At 59.9% G+C, this 17,732-nt stretch carries 17 protein-coding genes; 7 read left to right on the top strand and 10 right to left on the bottom strand.

The genetic code is table 11. The annotated features are described in order from the left end of the window. The first annotated feature begins 497 nt into the window (after nucleotides 1-497). The 7 genes from C2I35_RS18445 to C2I35_RS18415 all read left to right on the top strand — a co-directional run bounded on the left by C2I35_RS18445 (nucleotide 498) and on the right by C2I35_RS18415 (nucleotide 6,528). The gene (locus C2I35_RS18445; protein ID WP_103764525.1) at nucleotides 498-746 is read left to right on the top strand and encodes a ParB N-terminal domain-containing protein; all 249 of its coding nucleotides are present in this window, start codon (nucleotides 498-500) and stop codon (nucleotides 744-746) included. Nucleotides 747-1,141: 395 nt separating this feature from the next. Continuing rightward, a complete protein-coding gene (locus tag C2I35_RS18440; protein ID WP_170067258.1) occupies nucleotides 1,142-2,161 on the top strand; it encodes a PAS domain S-box protein in 1,020 nt (339 codons plus the stop codon). A gap of 579 nt (nucleotides 2,162-2,740) precedes the next feature. Further along, a complete protein-coding gene (locus C2I35_RS18435; protein ID WP_103764523.1) occupies nucleotides 2,741-3,082 on the top strand; it encodes a hypothetical protein in 342 nt (113 codons plus the stop codon). A gap of 433 nt (nucleotides 3,083-3,515) precedes the next feature. Then, on the top strand, nucleotides 3,516-3,695 hold the full coding sequence (locus C2I35_RS18430; protein ID WP_103764522.1) for a hypothetical protein: 180 nt from the start codon (nucleotides 3,516-3,518) through the stop codon (nucleotides 3,693-3,695). A 76-nt stretch (nucleotides 3,696-3,771) separates the two neighbouring features. Continuing rightward, a complete protein-coding gene (locus C2I35_RS18425; protein WP_103764521.1) occupies nucleotides 3,772-4,263 on the top strand; it encodes a hypothetical protein in 492 nt (163 codons plus the stop codon). 298 nt (nucleotides 4,264-4,561) lie between these two features. Beyond that, complete coding sequence (locus C2I35_RS18420) at nucleotides 4,562-5,455, top strand: transglutaminase family protein (protein ID WP_103764520.1); 894 nt, start codon at nucleotides 4,562-4,564, stop codon at nucleotides 5,453-5,455. Nucleotides 5,456-5,652: 197 nt separating this feature from the next. Further along, nucleotides 5,653-6,528 carry a lysophospholipid acyltransferase family protein gene (locus tag C2I35_RS18415; protein WP_103764519.1) on the top strand — a complete coding sequence of 292 codons (876 nt, stop codon included), beginning with the start codon at nucleotides 5,653-5,655 and terminating at the stop codon, nucleotides 6,526-6,528. Between the two features lie 141 nt (nucleotides 6,529-6,669). Here C2I35_RS18415 and C2I35_RS18410 read toward each other — a convergent pair whose 3' ends face one another. The 10 genes from C2I35_RS18410 to C2I35_RS18365 form a co-directional block, all read right to left on the bottom strand. Beyond that, nucleotides 6,670-7,269, bottom strand: a complete 600-nt coding sequence (locus C2I35_RS18410) for a rhomboid family intramembrane serine protease (protein ID WP_103764622.1) — start codon at nucleotides 7,267-7,269, stop codon at nucleotides 6,670-6,672. Nucleotides 7,270-7,398: 129 nt separating this feature from the next. Then, nucleotides 7,399-7,935, bottom strand: a complete 537-nt coding sequence (locus C2I35_RS18405) for a hypothetical protein (RefSeq protein WP_245890544.1) — start codon at nucleotides 7,933-7,935, stop codon at nucleotides 7,399-7,401. Nucleotides 7,936-8,090: 155 nt separating this feature from the next. Continuing rightward, nucleotides 8,091-8,819, bottom strand: coding sequence for a DUF736 family protein (locus C2I35_RS18400; RefSeq protein ID WP_103764517.1), 729 nt, complete (start codon nucleotides 8,817-8,819; stop codon nucleotides 8,091-8,093). A 124-nt stretch (nucleotides 8,820-8,943) separates the two neighbouring features. Beyond that, entirely contained in the window at nucleotides 8,944-9,246 is a 303-nt protein-coding gene (locus C2I35_RS18395; protein WP_103764516.1) for a hypothetical protein, read from the bottom strand. A 13-nt stretch (nucleotides 9,247-9,259) separates the two neighbouring features. Beyond that, nucleotides 9,260-13,516, bottom strand: a complete 4,257-nt coding sequence (locus C2I35_RS18390) for a strawberry notch family protein (protein WP_103764515.1) — start codon at nucleotides 13,514-13,516, stop codon at nucleotides 9,260-9,262. 106 nt (nucleotides 13,517-13,622) lie between these two features. After that, nucleotides 13,623-13,898, bottom strand: a complete 276-nt coding sequence (locus C2I35_RS18385; protein ID WP_103764514.1) for a type II toxin-antitoxin system RelE/ParE family toxin — start codon at nucleotides 13,896-13,898, stop codon at nucleotides 13,623-13,625. Beyond that, nucleotides 13,885-14,184: a type II toxin-antitoxin system RelB/DinJ family antitoxin gene (locus C2I35_RS18380; RefSeq protein ID WP_044353023.1), complete on the bottom strand. Its 300-nt coding sequence runs from the start codon at nucleotides 14,182-14,184 to the stop codon at nucleotides 13,885-13,887. Before C2I35_RS18380 ends, C2I35_RS18385 begins: the two co-directional genes overlap by 14 nt. Before the next feature lie 104 nt (nucleotides 14,185-14,288). Then, nucleotides 14,289-14,945 (bottom strand): DUF6927 domain-containing protein, encoded by a 657-nt coding sequence (locus tag C2I35_RS18375; protein ID WP_103764513.1) that lies wholly within the window; start codon nucleotides 14,943-14,945, stop codon nucleotides 14,289-14,291. Next, complete coding sequence (locus C2I35_RS18370) at nucleotides 14,945-15,637, bottom strand: regulator (RefSeq protein ID WP_103764512.1); 693 nt, start codon at nucleotides 15,635-15,637, stop codon at nucleotides 14,945-14,947. The genes C2I35_RS18375 and C2I35_RS18370 overlap by 1 nt, the downstream gene beginning before the upstream one ends. 74 nt (nucleotides 15,638-15,711) lie before the next feature. Beyond that, a complete protein-coding gene (locus C2I35_RS18365; protein WP_103764511.1) occupies nucleotides 15,712-17,694 on the bottom strand; it encodes a ParB/RepB/Spo0J family partition protein in 1,983 nt (660 codons plus the stop codon). Between the last annotated feature and the right edge of the window lie 38 nt (nucleotides 17,695-17,732).

Raw genomic sequence — 17,732 nt, 5'->3', positions numbered from 1 at the left:
ATCTGGCAGGGCTAAATGTTTATTAACCTTTCGACGCGACTCTCCTCGCACAGGAGCGCTACAGATGACCAAAGACCGACTGAAACAAACAGAACGAATACTTGCGGCCTATGCTTAAAAATATGGCCTCAGTGATGAGGCGAGAGATTGCTTCACGAGTTACGGCCGCCAGACGGATCTGCAAATCGAAAATGCCATACGAGTTAACGGGGAATGATGCGACCTCCTGAATTCGCAAGAGTGGCGTGGCGTACAATCAGCGCGGGACATTTTTACCCAACGTGCCAGTGTGCTGCTGCTTTCTGTCGCCGCTGATGTGCCCCTCCGAGAACTTGCAGTGGCGAATATCTAGAAGACTTTGGACGGTTGGGTGATATGGGGGACAAACCAGCTCTTCGGAACTGTCCCGTCAAATTTACGAGAACCTTAGTTTAAAGGGATGCCGAACTTTTAGCAAATTCACTGTCTAAGTTGCTGCGTCTGTGTTAAAAATTCAAATGCTTGTCAAAAAGGCTTTCCCCATCGCTGAGATTTACATACCCGCGAAGCGCCTAAAGACGCTGGATCAAGAGAAAGTCCAACAGATTGCTGAAAGCATAATTGAAATGGGTCAAACAACGCCCATCCGTCTGCGAGCCGGTAAAGGGCGGTACGTTTTGCTCGAAGGCCTCCACAGGCTAGAGGCGCTTCGAGCACTCGGGGAAGATCATGTGGATGGCTACCTGGTACGGGCGCGCTTACATTAGCCCAGAGCCTTACTTGCCTTTGATCATATCGTCGCATTGGACAGCTTTGTCCCGCACAGCTGACGCTCGCCTTATGTCTGGTATGAGTTCGCTACCGGCCGATTGTGTTGAAAAACTCTCATACAGCGCGTCGGCGCCAAATTTGGCAGAACAAATTTCCGAATTACTCAAATTCCAGCATCATCAAGAGAGGCAATCAGCTCGTTGGCAAATAGTTTCCCACATTCCCGAAATTTGCAGACGCAGCAAAGAGTCTTTCAACGGTATCGGCCCGAAGCGACCGTTCGGTTTCTCTGCGGCGACTGGCTGATGTCGGGTGATCCAGCCTACGAATTCCATAGCGCCGCGGCTCGATGTGGCTTAGTATACGTCGAATTTTTTGGAGGACATTCCACGTGAACGTGCACGCTTCTGATACCGATGGACCTTCACAGGCCGACCTCTCGAGCAATCTGAACGACTATCTTGCTGCAATTGTCGAGAGTTCCGACGATGCGATCATCACCAAGAACCTCGATGGTATCATACAAACGTGGAATCCTGGCGCCGAGCGCCTGTTTGGCTACGCCGCGTCAGAGGCCGTCGGGCAACCGATCCTAATGCTCATACCCGAGGACCGGCAGCACGAGGAAGTTGACATCATCTCGCGGCTTCGCCGCGGTGAGCGCATCAAACACTTCGAAACGCTCCGTCGGCGCAAGGACGGGAAACTCGTACCCATCTCTTTGACCATTTCGCCGGTAAAAAACTCGAACGGTGAGATCATTGGTGCCTCGAAGATCGCCCGCGATATTACTCATATGGTTGACGCGGCCGAACGGCAGAACCTTCTCCTTACGGAGATGCGCCATCGGGTCGGCAACTGCTTTGCGGTTGCCGGAAGCCTCATTTCAGTCAATGCTCGACAGGTGGAGACAGCCAGTGAACTTGCAAGCTTGATGCGGGAGCGCTTGAGCGCGCTCTCAGATGCTCACAGGCTGGCCGTCACTGATCCGAGTGGAAAACCCGCTGGCAGCACCTCATTGCGTAATCTCATCATCTCAGTCGTCGAACCGTTCGCCGGCGATCATCTCTACGAGCTCGATGTCGAAGATATGCATATCGCTCCAGATGCGGTTACGCCGATTGCGCTCGTCTTCTATGAGCTCTGCACCAATGCAGCGAAATATGGCGCTCTTTCCCAGGGTGGTGGCGGTCTTCTGGTCGCGGCACGCCGAAAAGGCGAAAGGTTTCGAATTGACTGGCGGGAGCAATGCTGTCTCGACCCACATGCCACGCAGAAAGAAGGTTTCGGCACACAGATGTGTGACAGCGTCGTGAAAGCCTCTCTCGGAGGCGTGGTTACGCGCCGGTTTGAAGTCTCGGGGATGACTGCAACGATGGATCTCGACCTCAAAATACTCGAGGCCCAATAGCCCCTCAAAAACGCCTTGTTCCTGGAGAGTTCGGCAAAGCGGACATTGGTACACCTACAGCCGAGGTCCGCTTCGTCCGCGTTCCTGCGATTAGCTGCGCCGAGCACCAAAGGCTGCTCAGCGGGACGGAGCCGCCTGATGCTGGCGCAGCGAAAATCACCTTGATTACTCTACCGTGTCACGGAATTGCCCGCGGCGGCGCAGCACGATTTCGCAAAACCGGACACTTAAATCGTGTAAATGGGATAAAACCCAATCCGGCCGTTCGCTGCGCTACCGTTCTATGTCTCAAATACGGACCTGCCTGCCGTTCGCTTCAAGTGCGTGATTGCAGTTCCCTCGCTGGATGCCCGGGAGGAGGTCTAAAAGCAGGCTACTGCGTCATCTGTGCCATTAGCGAACCTGGAAATCCCAGATTAATGCCTCGCGCGCGTGTACATCAGAAACGCGATTAACAGATGTGTGCTTGCTTTGTCCTGATGATACCCATCGCGGTGCGGGCGAAATGCATCGCGCCGTAAATTCCCGTCGTTGCAAGCAGTGTCTTCAGAGACGGCGACCATAGCAAAAGGATCAGCAATGAACATTCCTGAAAGTACCAAACCTGCAATTTGGGGTGCCATCGGCGGCGCCATCGTCGCAATAGTGATTGGTTTCTCTTGGGGCGGATGGGTAACCGGCGGCAAAGCGTCCCAAATGCAGACCTCCAGCGCGGAGTTCGCCATTGTTCAGGCATTTACTCCGCTTTGCGTGGTCAAGGCCGAGCAAGAGCCAGAACAGATCGCATTGTTGAAGGAACAATCAAGCTATCAGCGTGACGACTTCGTAATTGAGGCTGGCTGGGTCAACAACGTGAGTGAAAAGTATCGCTCTGAAGTGGCTGATGCGTGTGGTGACTCGATCGTTGAGGGAATGGAGTAGAACGACCATTCCTAACTAGGCATCTTTCTGACTAAACGTATCCATTTCATCATCCTGCTTTCTGTTAAGCTCCACGTCGGTCATTTCAGCCGATTTGGCAGCTTTAACTTTGGGAGAGCAGAAAGACCGATGTGGATACGCCGCGATCAACGGAGTTCAACCTACAAAGAAAGTACCAATGAGGCATCGCAAAGAACCATCAACACGCCCCCTTGCAAGTCTGATCGCGAGGATTACGGTCGGGCCCGGTGTGATCGCTTTCGTGGCATTCCCTGCCGTTGCGCAGGACGGCATCGGCCTGATGCAGCGGAACGCTCAGTCGCACCGCTATGTTGGCGGCTGACAGAAATTGGTTTTCTTTGCGGCTCTACATCGTAAATCAGCTTGGCAGTGCCCATATAGGTAAGACCGTTGTCAAGCATCCCGGTCCGGTATGGACGAGGAATTGGCGCCGGCCAATCAAAGGATTGATGATATGTCTTTCAAGGACCTGACAGCAAGGGCTGCGGCTGCACTGAAGCCGAAGTCTTCGGAAACCGTGAAGAACCCTGAAAAGAAGACCGAGTCAAAGGCCACCGGCAAGGACGCGCCGGCGAAATCCAAGCCATCCTGAGACAGGCAAAGGTCTCGTGCCCCACTGTTGAAGGGGGCGCGAACCCACTGTTTCAACGAGGAAGAGGAACACGCCAATGGAAGATCTGACGAGCAAGACCATCGCGGTTTTTTCCCAACCTTTTACACTTCCAGACTTCGACGAGACGCTTCCCGCAGGTGAGTACGAGGTCGAAACGGAGCTTGTTTCGCCCCCCAATCAAAGAGATCCGGAAGCTTGGAAAGCCTCCGTTTTGGTGAAGCTTCACTCCCGGTTATCCCATCCTGGTCTTGATAGGACTCTGACCGTTTCCCTTGCTGACCTTGACAACGCACGCGCCATGGACAAGCTGACCGGCAGGACGTTGTCCGATTTTTTCCTAGAGGATATGCTGGCTGATCCGATGATACGCCTCGTGATGGCGGCGGACGGTTTCTCAGAGGCGCAGGTGCGAAATCTCTACTCGCGGAATGAAAAGCCCGACACCGACATTAATGTGCCGACTTCAAAGACGAATGGTCAAAGAGCACGGGACGATGAGTCAATTCGGTGCGCAGAAAACGAAGGCATGCCTTCACGACCGGCCTGACCGTCGGTCCCGTGCAACATCCTTGGAGTTGGACAGAGTCGATGGCGAAAAAAGCCAACGTCGAAAGTTCAACTTAGGACCGCCTGACGAGAAAGGTCTTGTGCGACGTTTTGCAGGACCTTCAATACCAATGACGCCGTGAGTTTTTCCGGAGCGAGAGTTCCGCAGAACCTATTTGCTGGCGTTGCAAAGAGTTGAACACTTGGCGAAACTGCTTGCCTTTCAGCCCGGACACATCTGAAGCAGCTGATGCGCATTGGTGCGCGCAGCATCTCTTCTAACTAGACTGGAAATAGGTATGACCTGCCTCGACGTTGTTCACACCACGACCTACCGATACCTTCAAAAGGTCTCTCTCGGCGCGCACAGGTTAATGCTGCGTCCCCGTGAAAAGCAGGAATTGAGGCTCTTATCGCACAAGCTGTCAATTACCCCGGAGGCAGCCGTCACGTGGGCACATGACGTGCGCGGTAACGCCGTAGCGACCGCCCTCTTTGATGCGCCCACAGATCACCTCGTGATCGAGAGCCGCGTGGTTTTGAAACTGACAGCGCCGGCATGGCCGGTATTTGCTATTTCTGCGTCCGCTATACAGTATCCGTTCCTTTATTCATCTGATGAATGGACCGATTTGGGTTCGCTGACGGCCTCGCAATACACTGACCAGGACGGTCGACTTAGCCGGTGGGTGGAGGGTTTTGTGATGGCGCGTCCAACAGACACGCTTTCTTTGCTGAAGGACATCTGCAATGGAGTATTCGCGCAGATCTTATATGCGGCTCGTGAGACGGAAGGGACTCAGTCGCCGGTCGAGACCCTTGACAGGCGAACGGGTTCATGCCGGGATTTCGCGGTCCTGCTTGCAGAAGCCACGCGCATGCTCGGGCTCGGATCTCGCATCGTCTCCGGCTACCTATCCAATCCGGATGAAGGACTCATCGGCTCGGCAGGTTCCGGATCGACACATGCATGGGTAGAGATATATCTGCCCGGTGCCGGATGGATCGCCTTCGATCCCACAAATCGGAGCGTAGGATCGCAGAATCTGATACCGGTTGCTGTCGCTCGCGACATTCATCAGGTCGTGCCGGTCTCTGGCATTTTCTCAGGGCAACCGGATGCGCTTTCCAATCTTGGAGTTGAAGTATTGGTGCGGCCCTTAACTCACGCTGATCTAGCTCTTCTAGGCTAAGACTGCGACTCTCTTTCCTAGCCAAGGTTTTGTCATAAGAGCCACGTAAAAATCCAGCTAAAGCGATGTTTAGGTTGCGATGTGGTGCCATCGAAAGGGTAAGAACCCGTTCAAACAAGCCGCAACTTGAACGGACCGCCGTAATGCGCTCTATCGTTTTCGGTTGGTATTACCGCTGGAACCAGTCATAGAGAACAATGCTCTCCGTATCCTTGAAATCAGTTCTGCAGCACGCAAAATACTTCCCACTTTGGTCGGCGCTGACCGCTGTGCGGTGGCGCTCATTTGACTCTCGTTCTGGTGGATTGGGAACGACATTCAGAGCGGTCATGCGTTGGTTCCCCCCAGCAAGGAGCCGATTTGACCGCGAAGCCAAACGGGTGTTTCCCGACATGAAGCGCAGTACCCGCGCCAGGCTCGGCCAGGATATGGGCTGGCATATGGGTAGAACTCTGTTCGAGATCTATCACGATGCTGAATTTCAGACCCAACACCACAAGTTCAGGGCTTCCGGTCCTGGCCTGGATGCCCTGAAAGAGGCTCAAAGGGCTGGTAAGGGAGTGATCGTTGTTTCCGGCCATTTCGGACAGTGGGAAGCTGTTCGCGCCGTTATCAAAATGCATGGCCTCGAAAGCGGAGCTGTGTATCGGCCGCACAAGAACAGCCATTACGAGCGCCGCATTCGTGCCGGCATCGAGGCAGGGGGAAAGCCGATTTTGGCGACCGGCCGCGTCGGAACCAGAGCTCTTGTGCGGCATCTACGGTCTGGCGGAATCATGTCAATCTTGCTGGATGAAAAATATTCAGAAGGTGTAAGCATACCGTTTCTCGGGCATAACGCGCTCACATCTCTATCGGCGGCCCAGCTTGCATTGAAATACAATCTGCCCATGATACCTGCATTTGGCATCCGCATTGGTGATGGAAACACATTCCGCGTAGAGTTCGAAGCCCCAATCCCCCATACCGACAGCATCGAAATGACGCGTGCTTTCAATGATAGCCTGTCTAGGCGGATCATGGATGACCCAGAACAGTGGTATTGGATGTTGAAACGGTGGGATGGCGCTTGAAGGAGTGCAGGTCCTGAGCCAATCGTCTACGTTACAGGAATGCCGCGCCCTCGATTAATGGCCGGTTTGGGGCGGTTGCAGTGCAGCGACGGGCAGTCGGCTGAAGGTCCACTCTGGGCCGAAACCGTCAGGCGTAGTGCTTCAGTCCAGATCGACGTCGCCGAGGCGCGGCGCATGGACATGGGTTCGAACCACGAACGCAGCGACCGCGCCGGCGATGGCACCGAAGAGGTGCGCTTCCCACGACACGCCGGGTTGGCCCGGAAGAACGCCCCAGAGAATGGAGCCATAGAGGACACCGACTAAAATTGCCGCGCCCAGCGTGATCGGTGAGCGATCCACGAGGCCGCGCGCGACGAGGAAGCCAAACCAGCCGAAGACGAGCCCTGACGCACCGATATGGATGGCCGAGCTTCCGAAGAGCCAGACAAGACCGCCGCCGATGCCAATCACCAAGGCGTTCACAAGCAGCAAGGCCCGCGTGGTCGTGGCCACCAGCAGCACACCCATCCCCAGGAGCGGCGGCGTATTGGCCATCAGGTGCGCGAAACTTCCATGCAGGAGGGGCATGGCGATGACACCATCCAATCCGCTGACGTGTCGGGGGATCAGGCCGAAGGCCGGGTTCAAGCCGTATCCAGTGATCCAATTGATGATCTGGACCGCCCAGAGCAGGGCGATAACGGCGACAAGCGCCGCGGCGCGCCGCAAGAAGGCCCGCGAGTGATCCCGGTTCATCATGTTGGCGACAGTAGACGTCACCACAGCACCTCCAACGACTTTCGCGCGCTGCACTGGATGTCGCCGTCTGCAACGGAAGTCATGGCGGCGAACCTAGTCACGGCACAGGCCAAGAAAATGGCGTCGCTCTCACACCGTGTTGCCAGGCCGCAGCGGCATGATTTCACGCTCGGGGCGCTTCAGGGCTTCCGCATATTTGCGGGCATTGTCGTCAATCGTGCCGTGCCAAAGCTTCGAGACGAAGACCCAGGCGTCTTGGAGCGTCATGTCCTTCAGCGAAGAGGACAGCGCCATGAACAGCTCATCTTCGCTGATCGCGGCGGCACGATGCATGGCGTCCGTGTAAAATTCGGGATCGTTCAGAACTTGCTCGCTCAGCGGCATCCGGACGAGATTCTCCTCTGGGATCGCCATGAAGATCGTATCCTGCAGGTCGGTCAGAAACGCGCGGCGCGATGTGGACACTGGCTTTCCCGCCGCCTTGGCCTCCAGATATGCCCGCCTTGTCCTGTCGAGCTTTGCCCTTGCATGGGTCATGATGACATCACGCTTGCGTTCTGGCAGTGCAAACCCGGTGCAGCGCTCAATATGGGAGAGGAGGTCTGCAACCTCTGTCTCAAAATCAAAGTTGTCAAACCAAGGAACCGTCCTTGTTCTAGCTGCCATGCGCCCATCCTCGATACTGCGATAATATATTATTGTATCCCATTTGCACTTGATGGCAAGCGGGTGGCATCCTTCAGCCAAACGGACATGGAAAAAGGGGAACCGTGGTCCCACGGCTCCCCTTTCTGTTCACATCGTCTAGTCTCGCGCGCCGATTAGGCGACCAGCGAGAGCCCCGCGCCCGCGTCCTGCTGCGGCTCACCGCTGTCGATGAAAGGGATGATAGAGAAGGTCTGGCCGCCGCGCTGCTCTTCGTTCTGCACGGCGTTGACGCGCAGGTCGCCATCGGGCGTGTTGATCAGCAGCGACAGGTAGTCATTGCCCGTGCGGCTGCTTTTCGCCATCCAGGCCGAGCCGACGCGGATCGGTGTGCCACGGGGCGAGCTGATCTCGATCCGGTAATCGGGGTGGGTCTCCTCGGATTTGTAGCTGTTTTCGATCAGCATGAACTCCAGATCGAACATCATGTTGGCGATGTAGCCGGTTAAGGCGTTATCCGCGTCCATGGCGGTGAGCTCGCCCGAGATCGAGCCGGATTTCATCAGGCCGTTCGAGACCAGCGGGATGATCTCGAACGCGCCGCTTTGGGCCGCGCGCGCCTCTTTTGTCTGCACCGCGTTGACACGGAACGGGCCCAAGCCGACATCGATCTGCATCGAGATGTAGGGGTTGCCGCTGGTATTGCCGGTCTCGTTCCAGGCTGTGCCGATGCGCACCTTGCGGCCTGATTTGTTGACTGCCGTCACGTCAAAATCCGGGCTGCGTTCGGACATCTTGACCCGAGCCTCCAACTGGATGGCGATGTCAAAGCGCGTCGAGTGGATCATGCCGGTGTACTGAGCGGCGGCGGTCTCGACATTGCGGGTGAGGGTTCCTGCGAACATGGGATGGTTCCTTTTTGGTTGGCCGGTGCCTGACGGTCTTGCCAATGCATCCGGGATTGCTTTCTCGACCCCTCATGGGATCACAAACCAGAAAGCCTGCTTTCCTTTCAGCCCCACCCACGGGTCAGAGCTGCCGTCCGAGTGGGAATGCCCCCGCGCCTCCGGGTGCTACGCCCCTCCCCTGCCCGTCTGGTCTTGATTGGCTGCCTGGATTTTCCGCGCCGTCCTCCGATCGCGCGATGAAAAACTCCGCCTCTTTTCCGTTTAACCGATGCCCGCCCCGGTCGGTCAGACCGATGCAGCTGCCGTTCCACACATAGGTGATGAGGTACTGACCGAGCCGGTCCTTGTGGACAACGTAGCCGGTATTGGCCCAATGCACGGTCTGCCCGGCATCGACGGCGGCCTTGATGTCTTCGAGTGTCATGCAATCCTCCTCGCTATTCTGCTGCCATTGAAACGGCGTCTGGCTGCTGCCCCACGATCCGGGCCAGAATGCTTCCCGTGTCGATCCCGTCCCCATGCGGCAGGAATACCCGCAGTTGGAAGGCGATGATCTCGGTGAAGCAGCCGAGGGCCTTGAGGCCTTCGATCATGCCCCGATCCGCACCAGAGAGCTCGAGACGCATCTCGCCTGCAACGCGGCGCCGGATCAGAGTGAGACCCCGGCCAAGATCGACCGGCGCGGAGGTGCCGAGGGCGGCAGTCAACATCTCTTGCGGCGTTTGCGGATTGGAGACGAGGAAGCGGGCGCGGAGCGCCGCCGCACCTTCTTCGCTCAACGTGCGCCCGATCATCGCCGTCGCCCCTTCAGGCGTGACCCGATAGATGCGCTCATTGGTGGTCGGGATGTCCTTCCAGATCGGCAGCAAGAGACCGGTCAGCAGGTAGAGCTTGGTCGTGGTGGTTTTCGGCAGGGACGCGGCCGCGGCATCCCAAAGCCCTGCAAACTCAGGCTTGCCGATCTCTTCCCAGGCCGAGGACGCGAACCGAGCCTCTTCAAGATAGCTCGACCCGTTTGGCCGCACCACCTTGCGCATCAGCGTGACGATGTCCTCGTCGTACATCTGCATGGGCCGCGCCGAGATGAGCGCCGCGCGGCCGGAGGCGCGATTGACCATGGGGAGCTTGTCGGGATTGCGCGACAGGGCGTCATCCGTTGACAGCACACGGACCGGATCCGTCACCTCGAGCCCGATGATCCGCGTCACGGCGCCGGATTTCGGGCAGGTCCAGAGGTCCTCCGTGGAGACCTGCTCGATCTTTTCGCCACGCAAGGTTTCGACGCCGAGATCGAGCGTGCCCGCCACGCGCGCCCGTTCCGTCTGATCAGCGATCCGGTGCATGAACTCCGCGAAGAGCGAATTCTGCATATGGATGGGCAGGGCCAGCACCCGGTTGAGAAACCGCTGGATCGGGGGAAGCTCCTCGAGCAGCACGCCGTCCTTGTCGATCAGTCGCAGGGCTGTCCAGTCGGTGAAGCTCTCGTAGCTCATCGCCTCGGCGCGCCCGGCGGCAAGATCGGCATAGTAGCCACGCAATGCCGCCCGCGCGATCGGGCTTTCGAGATTGTCCTCCTCACGAAACATGCCTTGCGAGCCGGTCTCGCGCTGGCCCTTGGTCAGGGCCCCCAGCTGGTCGAGGCGCTTGGCGATCGTCGAGGTGAAGCGCTTCTCGCCATGCACATCGGAGGTGCAGACCCGGAAGAAGGGCGCTGACACTTGAGCCGATCGATGCGTGCGGCCGAGCCCCTGGATGGCCGCATCGGCACGCCAGCCGGGTTCCAGCAGGTAGTGCCGCCGCCGCTTCTGGTTCTTGGCCGTCTTTGCGGCATGATAGGACCGGCCCGTGCCGCCTGCATCGGAGAAGATCAGGATATCCTTCTCGCCGTCCATGAACGCTTGGGTCTCGGAGGAATTGCTGCTGGCCGAGCGCTTCTCGATGAAGAGATGACCATCCTCGGCCTTGAGGGGCCGGATAGATCGGCCCGTGACTTCTGCCACGGCCTCGTCGCCAAAGGCCCAGAGGACCTGATCGAGCGCCGAAGGGATTGGGGCCAGGGTCATCAACTCCATCATGGCCGCATCGCGCAGGGCGAGCGCCTCGCGCGAGACAACCAGCGCGCCAGTTTCATCGCGGAGCGGCTCGGCCACCATGTTGCCGTCGATCTCCACGAGCTTTTGCGCGTGGATCGGGAAGGCCTGTTCGAGGTAGCCCAGTACATAATCGCGCGGCGTCAAGGCACCCTCGACGAGCTCGTCTTCCGCGTCCATCGTTTCAAGCCGGCGTTTCAGCAGGCTCTCACCCGTCGAGACCACCTGGATGACGCAAGCATTGCCCGCCGCCAGATCGTCCTCGATGGCGCGGATGATGCTCGGGGCCTTCATGCCCATCAGGAGATGGTTGAAGAAGCGCTGCTTCGTGCTCTCGAAGCGGGACTTGGCCGAAGCGCGTGCGGCCGAGGTATTGGTCTCGCCCGAGGCGTCGTTGACGCCAGTCGCGGTGAGTGCCGCCTCGAGATTGTGGTGGATCGTGCGGAAAGCGCCCGCATAGGCGTCGTAGACCTCGATCTGGGCCGGGGTGAGCGCGTGTTCGAGAACGTCATACTCCACGCCATCGAAGCTCAGGGCCCGGGCAGCGTAGAGCCCGAGCGTCTTGAGATCGCGCGCGACCACCTCCATTGCGGCAACGCCGCCGGCTTCCATCGCCGACACGAAACCCTCGCGGCTCGGGAAGGGATATTCGGGGCCCTGCCCCCAGAGCCCCAGCCGCGCGGCATAGGCGAGGTTGTGTACGCTCGTGGCACCCGTGGCCGAGATGTAGAAGACGCGGGCGTGCGGCGCGGCTAGCTGCAGCCGGAGGCCCGCAAGGCCCTGCTGGGAGGGTTTGACCCCCCTACCCTGCTCGGACCCCACCGCGTTCTGCATCGCGTGCGCCTCGTCGAAAGCCAGCACGCCGTCGAAGTCTTCGCCCATCCAGTCGAGGATCTGGCTGAGCCGCGTGGTGCCACATTTGCCCGCGGACCGCAGCGTGGCGTAGGTGACGAAGAGGATCCCGTCGCCCATCGGGACGGGCTGATCCGGTTTCCATTTGGAGAGCGGCTGGATGTCGGCGGGCGAGCCGCCAAGATCGGTCCAGTCGCGGATCGCGTCCTCGATGAGCGTCGCGGATTTGGAGACCCAGATCGCCTTTCTGCGCCCGGCAAGCCAGTTGACAAGGATGAGCCCCGCGCATTCGCGGCCCTTGCCGCAACCGGTGCCGTCGCCGAGGAAATAGCCGAGGCGATAGGCCCGTGCGTCAGGGTCATCATCGGCGCGCGCCAGCTTCGTCTGGTCGTCATCGATGGTAAATCGCCCCGGCAAGTCGCGCCTGTGGGCATCATGGGCCATGATGATGGTCTCGAGCTGCGCCTCGGAGAGATGTCCCTCCTCGATCAGCTTTGCGGGCAGACGCAGTTCCGCAATGGCCGTGTTTGAGGGCATGGGCGGGGCAACCGAGGCCATGGCGATGCTTTCGACGAGCGGCGTGGGATGTTCTTGCGCACCCGCGATCTCGATCCGCTGCGGACGGTAGCGCGCATAGATGTCCGAGATGGGCGTGTTGTCGCGAGGGCTCTCAAAGCTTGTGAAGCTGAGCGGACGGACGGCATTGGACCGGGGTTTGGAGGCGGCAACAGGCACAGCGGCGGTCTTGCGCGGGGCAGATGATGGAACGGTCGGCCGCCCGTGCGGCATCGACGCCACCCTTTGGGCGGGGCGTGCCTCGGGACGGCTCGCGGCGACGGCATCGACAAAAGGAAGGGCTTCATCCAGATCCTGAACCGCGACGCGGATCATCTTGCCGTCCTCCTGCACCTTGTCGAAGACCATCAGCTGGGTTTCCACAGAGGTGCCGAGCTTGCGATAGACCTGTCCCGGCATCGACAGCGCCAGGCGCGGCGTCAGGAGGCCGCAGGCGCGGGACCAATGAGCGGCATCGCGTTCGGAGGTGAATCCCGGCGGCATGATCGCCACCAGCCGCCCACCGGGCGCGAGACGCTTTGCAGCCGCGATGAGATGTTTGGCGGCGATGTGTTTGTCCCGGGAACGATCAACCGAGGAGGCGAAGGGCGGGTTCATCACCACGACGTCGGGTAGAACCGTCGACTGCAGCAGATCGTCGATATGCTCGCCGTCATGGCCCGTCACCTCGCCGCCGAAAACCGCGCGCAGGAGGTGCTGGCGAAAGGGATCGATCTCGTTGAGCAGAAGCGTGGCACCGGCCCGGGCGGCGAAAGCAGCCAGGGCACCTGTGCCAGCCGAGGGCTCCAGCACACTCTCGCCCTTGCGGATCGCCGCGGCCCGCACCGCCAAGGCGGCAAATGGCAGCGGCGTGGAAAACTGCTGCAGTCGGATCTGCTGCTCGGAGCGACGGGTTTCGGTCAGGAGCCGTGAGGCCAGTAGCTCTGCAGCAGCGATGTCACATGCTGCACCGTCCCCACGCAGCAGCGCCTGAACAGCCGCCGCCTGCATCAGGTCATAGGCCATGCGCCAGTCCCAGGCGCCGCCGGCATCGCTGCCATGAAACGTCTCGCGCATGATGCGCGCGAGCGCTGAGCTGCGCAGGGGTTGGTGGTCGATCTCCGTGCCGATCTGCGTCAATGCGCTGGTGAGATCAGGACTAGAGACGGGGCGAGCTAGGTTGTTCGGGTTGGACATGGGGATTTCCTTTGGATCAGGGTCTGAGTTCCAAAGGACAAAAAGCCCGCTCTACACTTTGAAGGCGTAGAGCGGGCAATTTCTTAGCGGGGGGCCTGCACCCCCATCATGGCCACTGCTGCGCAGCATGAAGAACGCGCAAAATGGTCACCATCTCAGGGCTTTCAGCATAAACCACGATGTAGTTCGGCCGAATAACCATCTCCCTAGTCCCGCCCACACGGCCCGCGCGGTACATCTGACGGCGTTCTGGAAGGAGGGACGTCTTGTGTTCAATCTCGTCTTTGAGAACTTGGGCGGCATCGGGGTTGTCGTCAGAGATGTAGTCAATGATTGCCAGCAAGTCGGCGATGGCCGTCGCTTTCCATTCAAGATTTGGCAAGGCGCTTCCCGTCAATCAATGCCTGAGCGTCTTGCATCGCCTTGGCATGGGGCGTTGTGGGCCTTGGATCGTCTAGCGCTTCCTGTACCTTCGCCCGGAACCAGGCGTCATAGGCATCTGGATCAGCTGTCAATCCAGCAGGCAAGCCGCCTTCTGCGGCCACGCGGGTCAGAAGAATACGCACCGCGTCGGAGAGCGTCAGACCGACGCCCGCAAGTGCGTCCGAAGCCTGTGCTTTCAGCTGATCGTCAACACGGACATGAAGCATGGATGTTTGGGCAGGCATGGATGGTCCTCCAGTTGATGGGAGTGATGTATCTCATTTGAGATACGAATTCAAGTCGGCAGTATGTGTGCGCGTGGTCCCGTGGTGTTGTCTCCGCGGGAAACTCAGCCACCCTGCCCCGCGAAATACTCCGCCAACACAGGACTGGCAGCACCTTTCGCGGAGCTGAGCAGCTCCGAACCCGCAAGCGTGGCCTTCGAGAGGCGTACGAGCCCGCCGGTTTCCTCGATGCGGTAGCAGCGACGTTTTTGCCGCCCCCGCTTGTAGTGGGTCGCGGTGACGATCTGGCAGGTGCTGCCATCGGTCAGGGTCACAGGCGCGGCGAGCTTGATCCTGTCGCCCTCCTCGTAGTCCGGGATCGCAGCCCAGTCCCGGCAACGCTGACGCCAGTCCTGGGCGTAGCTGTCGGGGTCTTTCAGGTCGGAGAGATGTTCGATCAGCGCAAGCGGCGCGCGCGACGCGTTCGGGCCAGCGCTTTCCTCCATATCCTTGTAGCCCCAGCAGCCATCGTCGTAGGCGGTGAGGATGACGGCGGCGAAAGTGATCGAGCCGTCAGGATCGGTGATATAGGTCGCGTCCTCGACAGGGGTGCCGTCGCGATTGGTGACCCTTGCCGCCGCATACCAGGTGGAGCCGACTTTGCAGGCCTTGACCAGTTCGGTTCTACTTGTGTCGCCATGAGAGGTGCAGAGCCGGGCGATCTCCGCTTTCTCATCCGCGTAGGTCTGGACGCGACGGTCGGTATAGAAGAGCCATCCCATCAAGCCACCCTCCGGTCATCGATTTCCATCAGCGCATCGAGCGGCACGCGATAGGGCTGCATCGCGTCGAAATCCTCGCAGCGTTTATGGGAATGAGGTGAAGCACCAATACCCTGCCGCGCTGCGCGCTCTCGGGACATTGGTGCTGCTTCATCTTCTTCGTATTCCCAAAACGCCGAATTGCCGCAGTTCTGCACGATCGCGAAGGTGTCGCAGGCATCCTTGAGAATGACCCGGAAGTTGCCGCCGAGGCCCGAGGGCACCTCGTAGGTCCCGCCGATGAGATAGTCCGAGGCCCGGCGCACGAAGACGCGGATGCTGTGACCATCGGTGGCGAGCCGGATCGCCCCCTGCCCCCGGTCGATGAGCACCTGCACATCGTCGAGAATGTCCGTGTAGAACTGGCCAGTCAGATCGCGAAACGCCATGCGGCGCTGCGCCATCCAGTCGGTGTCCCGAAACGGGTTCATGCCGTCGGCGAAGGCAAAGGACGGATCGGCCTGTTCGGTGGTGACAATGCGGGTGGTCGTGCCATCGATGCCGTTTGAGCGCAGATGCACCCCATTTCCGACGATGAGGATGAGGGCGGGCCTGTCCACGGGTCCGTTCCAGTTGGGCAGGAAGGTTTTGCAGGCGCGCGCATGGGCGATCTGCGCCGCAACGGCTGAGGCAGAGAACTTGAGAATAGCCATGGGGATGTCTTTCGATTGAGTGTGGGAAGGGCGACCCGCGCGGGCGAAATGCTTCGCGCGGGTCGCGTGAGGACTCAGGCCGCTTGCGCGACCTCGCTGTCAGGCTCCGGGGTTTCCGCAGTGGGTTCCGCCTCATCACAGGCGACACCGGCGGTCTGCATCATGGGCGGACACCAGGTGGCCACCGCGGCGCGCTGCGCGTCGGTGAGCGTGGCGAAGGGTTCGGCGAAGAGCTTGTCGCAGAAGGCGACGATCTCCTTCTTGCTCGACGAGGCCAGCGTCACCGCCTCCTGGGCCAGACCCAGGTCCTCGCCGAGGATCTTCAGGAGCCAGGCCTTCTTGAAGCGGTTGAAGAGCGCCGCGTTCGGCGTCCAGTGGGCGCGGATATCGGGCATGATCTCGATCTCGAAGTCATGCATAAGGCTGTCGCGCTGTCGGTCCCGGGCAAAGCAGGACTGCGTGGTGCTGGCGGTGGCAAAGGCGACGAGCTTGGCCTTCTCGCCGGCGTCCAGCGCGCGAAACGCCGCGAACTGATCGGCAGGGGAACGGGTGTCATCGAGCCAGGAGAGGTCCAGCGCATCATGCGCCGCCGCCACCTGCTCAAGCGAGGTCTCGTCGATCTCGTCCATCTTGGCATGGCTGCGGTATTCCTTGCGGGCATCGATCTTGATCGCCTGCGTGACGCTCATGCCGGTGCCCAGGACGTCGCTCACCAGCTTGAAGAGCGTCAGATCGAGCGTGGCCTCGGGATGCAGCGCCATCGCGGCACCAAGGGCCATAGCCCGCTCGGTCTTGAGATCCTCGGCCAGCGAAGCCGGGTAGCTGATTTCGCCGGCGTCCGGTGCCTCCTCCCCGGTCGGGTTAGCCGAGGAGCCGCGCGCGCCTTTCTCTTTGACGGTGTCTTCCGGGCGGACGAGGCCAACATGGAGGGTCACCTGCCCGCCCTGCCACGACGCGATCACGCCTGCACGGGCGAGATCCTCGGCGCTGTAGGCCTCCTGCAGATCGCGGGCTTCCTCTTCCAGAGCGTCCACCCGGTCGTAGAGCGCATTGTAAGCGCCGTCTTCGAGCCCCTCATCCTCCATCTCGAGCTGCAGTTTCTCAAGCTCGGCGGTGATCTCGTCGATGCGCTTCTGGGCCGCCTCATCCGGCTCGATCGGGCGAGGATAGACGCGGCCATAGTCGGCCATGGTCGCGTAATCATAGCGCACCACCGCATCGGCCCAGGCAAAGCCCAGCTTTATGCGAGCCGCCTCGGCGGCGGCCCCGAGCTTCTCGAGCAGGATGGTCTCGACCAGTGCGGCGTCTTCCAGCACCGAATGCTCTTCCAGAAGATCGGCCGCGACGGCGCCGCCGCGTGCCTCGTAGTCCGCACGCACGAAGGCCCCGATATCGTCGCTGACCTGCACGCCGCGGGACTTCAATGCCTGACGGACAGTATAGGCCTGCAGATAGCCGCCGTCCTTGGTAAGCGCCTCGTAGACCTCGCGCTGCACCTCCTGGCTCGGATGCTCGGCAAAGGCCTTCATCGTATCGAGCGTGATCACCTTGGCCCGGGCCGCGGCGCGGATATCGGGGTGGATCAGCCCGTAGCGCAGCCGGCCTTTCACGGCGGAAACGGTGGTGCCGAAGGTTTTAGCGATGGTCTCGGGCGTCTGGCCATCGATCTCCATCATCCGGGCGAAAGCTTCGAACTCGTCGATTGCGTTCATCGGCGCCTGGGTGATGTTCTCGGCGAGCGACAGGGCCGTGGTGACATCGCAATCCTCTGGCACGAGGCGGCAATCGATCTTCGTCTTCGCGGTGAACCCCTTTGCGGCCTTTTCCGCGACCAGCTCTTTCAGCGCGGCATGGCGTCGGCCACCGGCGAGCACGGCGTATTTCCCGTCAAGCTTCTGGACCAGGAGCGGCTGGAGCAGACCCAGAACAGCGATGCTGGCCTTCAGATGCGCGATGTTTTCGGGATCGTAGGTTTCCGGCGAGTTGCTGCGCACGTTGGCGGGATGCGGGACCAGATCGCCGATGGCGACGGAAATGGGTTTGAAGCTTGTGGTCATGGGATGTCCTTCTCGGTGGGTGGAATTCGGCCCGCGTG

The organism is Roseovarius confluentis (assembly GCF_002917925.1).
In the GTDB taxonomy this organism is placed as follows: Bacteria; Pseudomonadota; Alphaproteobacteria; order Rhodobacterales; family Rhodobacteraceae; genus Roseovarius; species Roseovarius confluentis.
This window is presented reverse-complemented; position numbering and strand designations above follow the sequence as displayed.

Excerpts from the sequence above, each read along its gene's own strand:
- C2I35_RS18445 (WP_103764525.1), top strand. The coding sequence starts at position 498 with ATGCTTGTCAAAAAGGCTTTCCCCATCGCTGAGATTTACATACCCGCG.
- C2I35_RS18435 (WP_103764523.1), top strand. The coding sequence starts at position 2,741 with ATGAACATTCCTGAAAGTACCAAACCTGCAATTTGGGGTGCCATCGGC.
- C2I35_RS18430 (WP_103764522.1), top strand. The coding sequence starts at position 3,516 with ATGGACGAGGAATTGGCGCCGGCCAATCAAAGGATTGATGATATGTCT.
- C2I35_RS18425 (WP_103764521.1), top strand. The coding sequence starts at position 3,772 with ATGGAAGATCTGACGAGCAAGACCATCGCGGTTTTTTCCCAACCTTTT.
- C2I35_RS18420 (WP_103764520.1), top strand. The coding sequence starts at position 4,562 with ATGACCTGCCTCGACGTTGTTCACACCACGACCTACCGATACCTTCAA.
- C2I35_RS18415 (WP_103764519.1), top strand. The coding sequence starts at position 5,653 with ATGCTCTCCGTATCCTTGAAATCAGTTCTGCAGCACGCAAAATACTTC.
- C2I35_RS18410 (WP_103764622.1), bottom strand. The coding sequence starts at position 7,269 with ATGATGAACCGGGATCACTCGCGGGCCTTCTTGCGGCGCGCCGCGGCG.
- C2I35_RS18405 (WP_245890544.1), bottom strand. The coding sequence starts at position 7,935 with ATGGCAGCTAGAACAAGGACGGTTCCTTGGTTTGACAACTTTGATTTT.
- C2I35_RS18400 (WP_103764517.1), bottom strand. The coding sequence starts at position 8,819 with ATGTTCGCAGGAACCCTCACCCGCAATGTCGAGACCGCCGCCGCTCAG.
- C2I35_RS18395 (WP_103764516.1), bottom strand. The coding sequence starts at position 9,246 with ATGACACTCGAAGACATCAAGGCCGCCGTCGATGCCGGGCAGACCGTG.
- C2I35_RS18390 (WP_103764515.1), bottom strand. The coding sequence starts at position 13,516 with ATGTCCAACCCGAACAACCTAGCTCGCCCCGTCTCTAGTCCTGATCTC.
- C2I35_RS18380 (WP_044353023.1), bottom strand. The coding sequence starts at position 14,184 with ATGCCTGCCCAAACATCCATGCTTCATGTCCGTGTTGACGATCAGCTG.
- C2I35_RS18375 (WP_103764513.1), bottom strand. The coding sequence starts at position 14,945 with ATGGGATGGCTCTTCTATACCGACCGTCGCGTCCAGACCTACGCGGAT.
- C2I35_RS18370 (WP_103764512.1), bottom strand. The coding sequence starts at position 15,637 with ATGGCTATTCTCAAGTTCTCTGCCTCAGCCGTTGCGGCGCAGATCGCC.
- C2I35_RS18365 (WP_103764511.1), bottom strand. The coding sequence starts at position 17,694 with ATGACCACAAGCTTCAAACCCATTTCCGTCGCCATCGGCGATCTGGTC.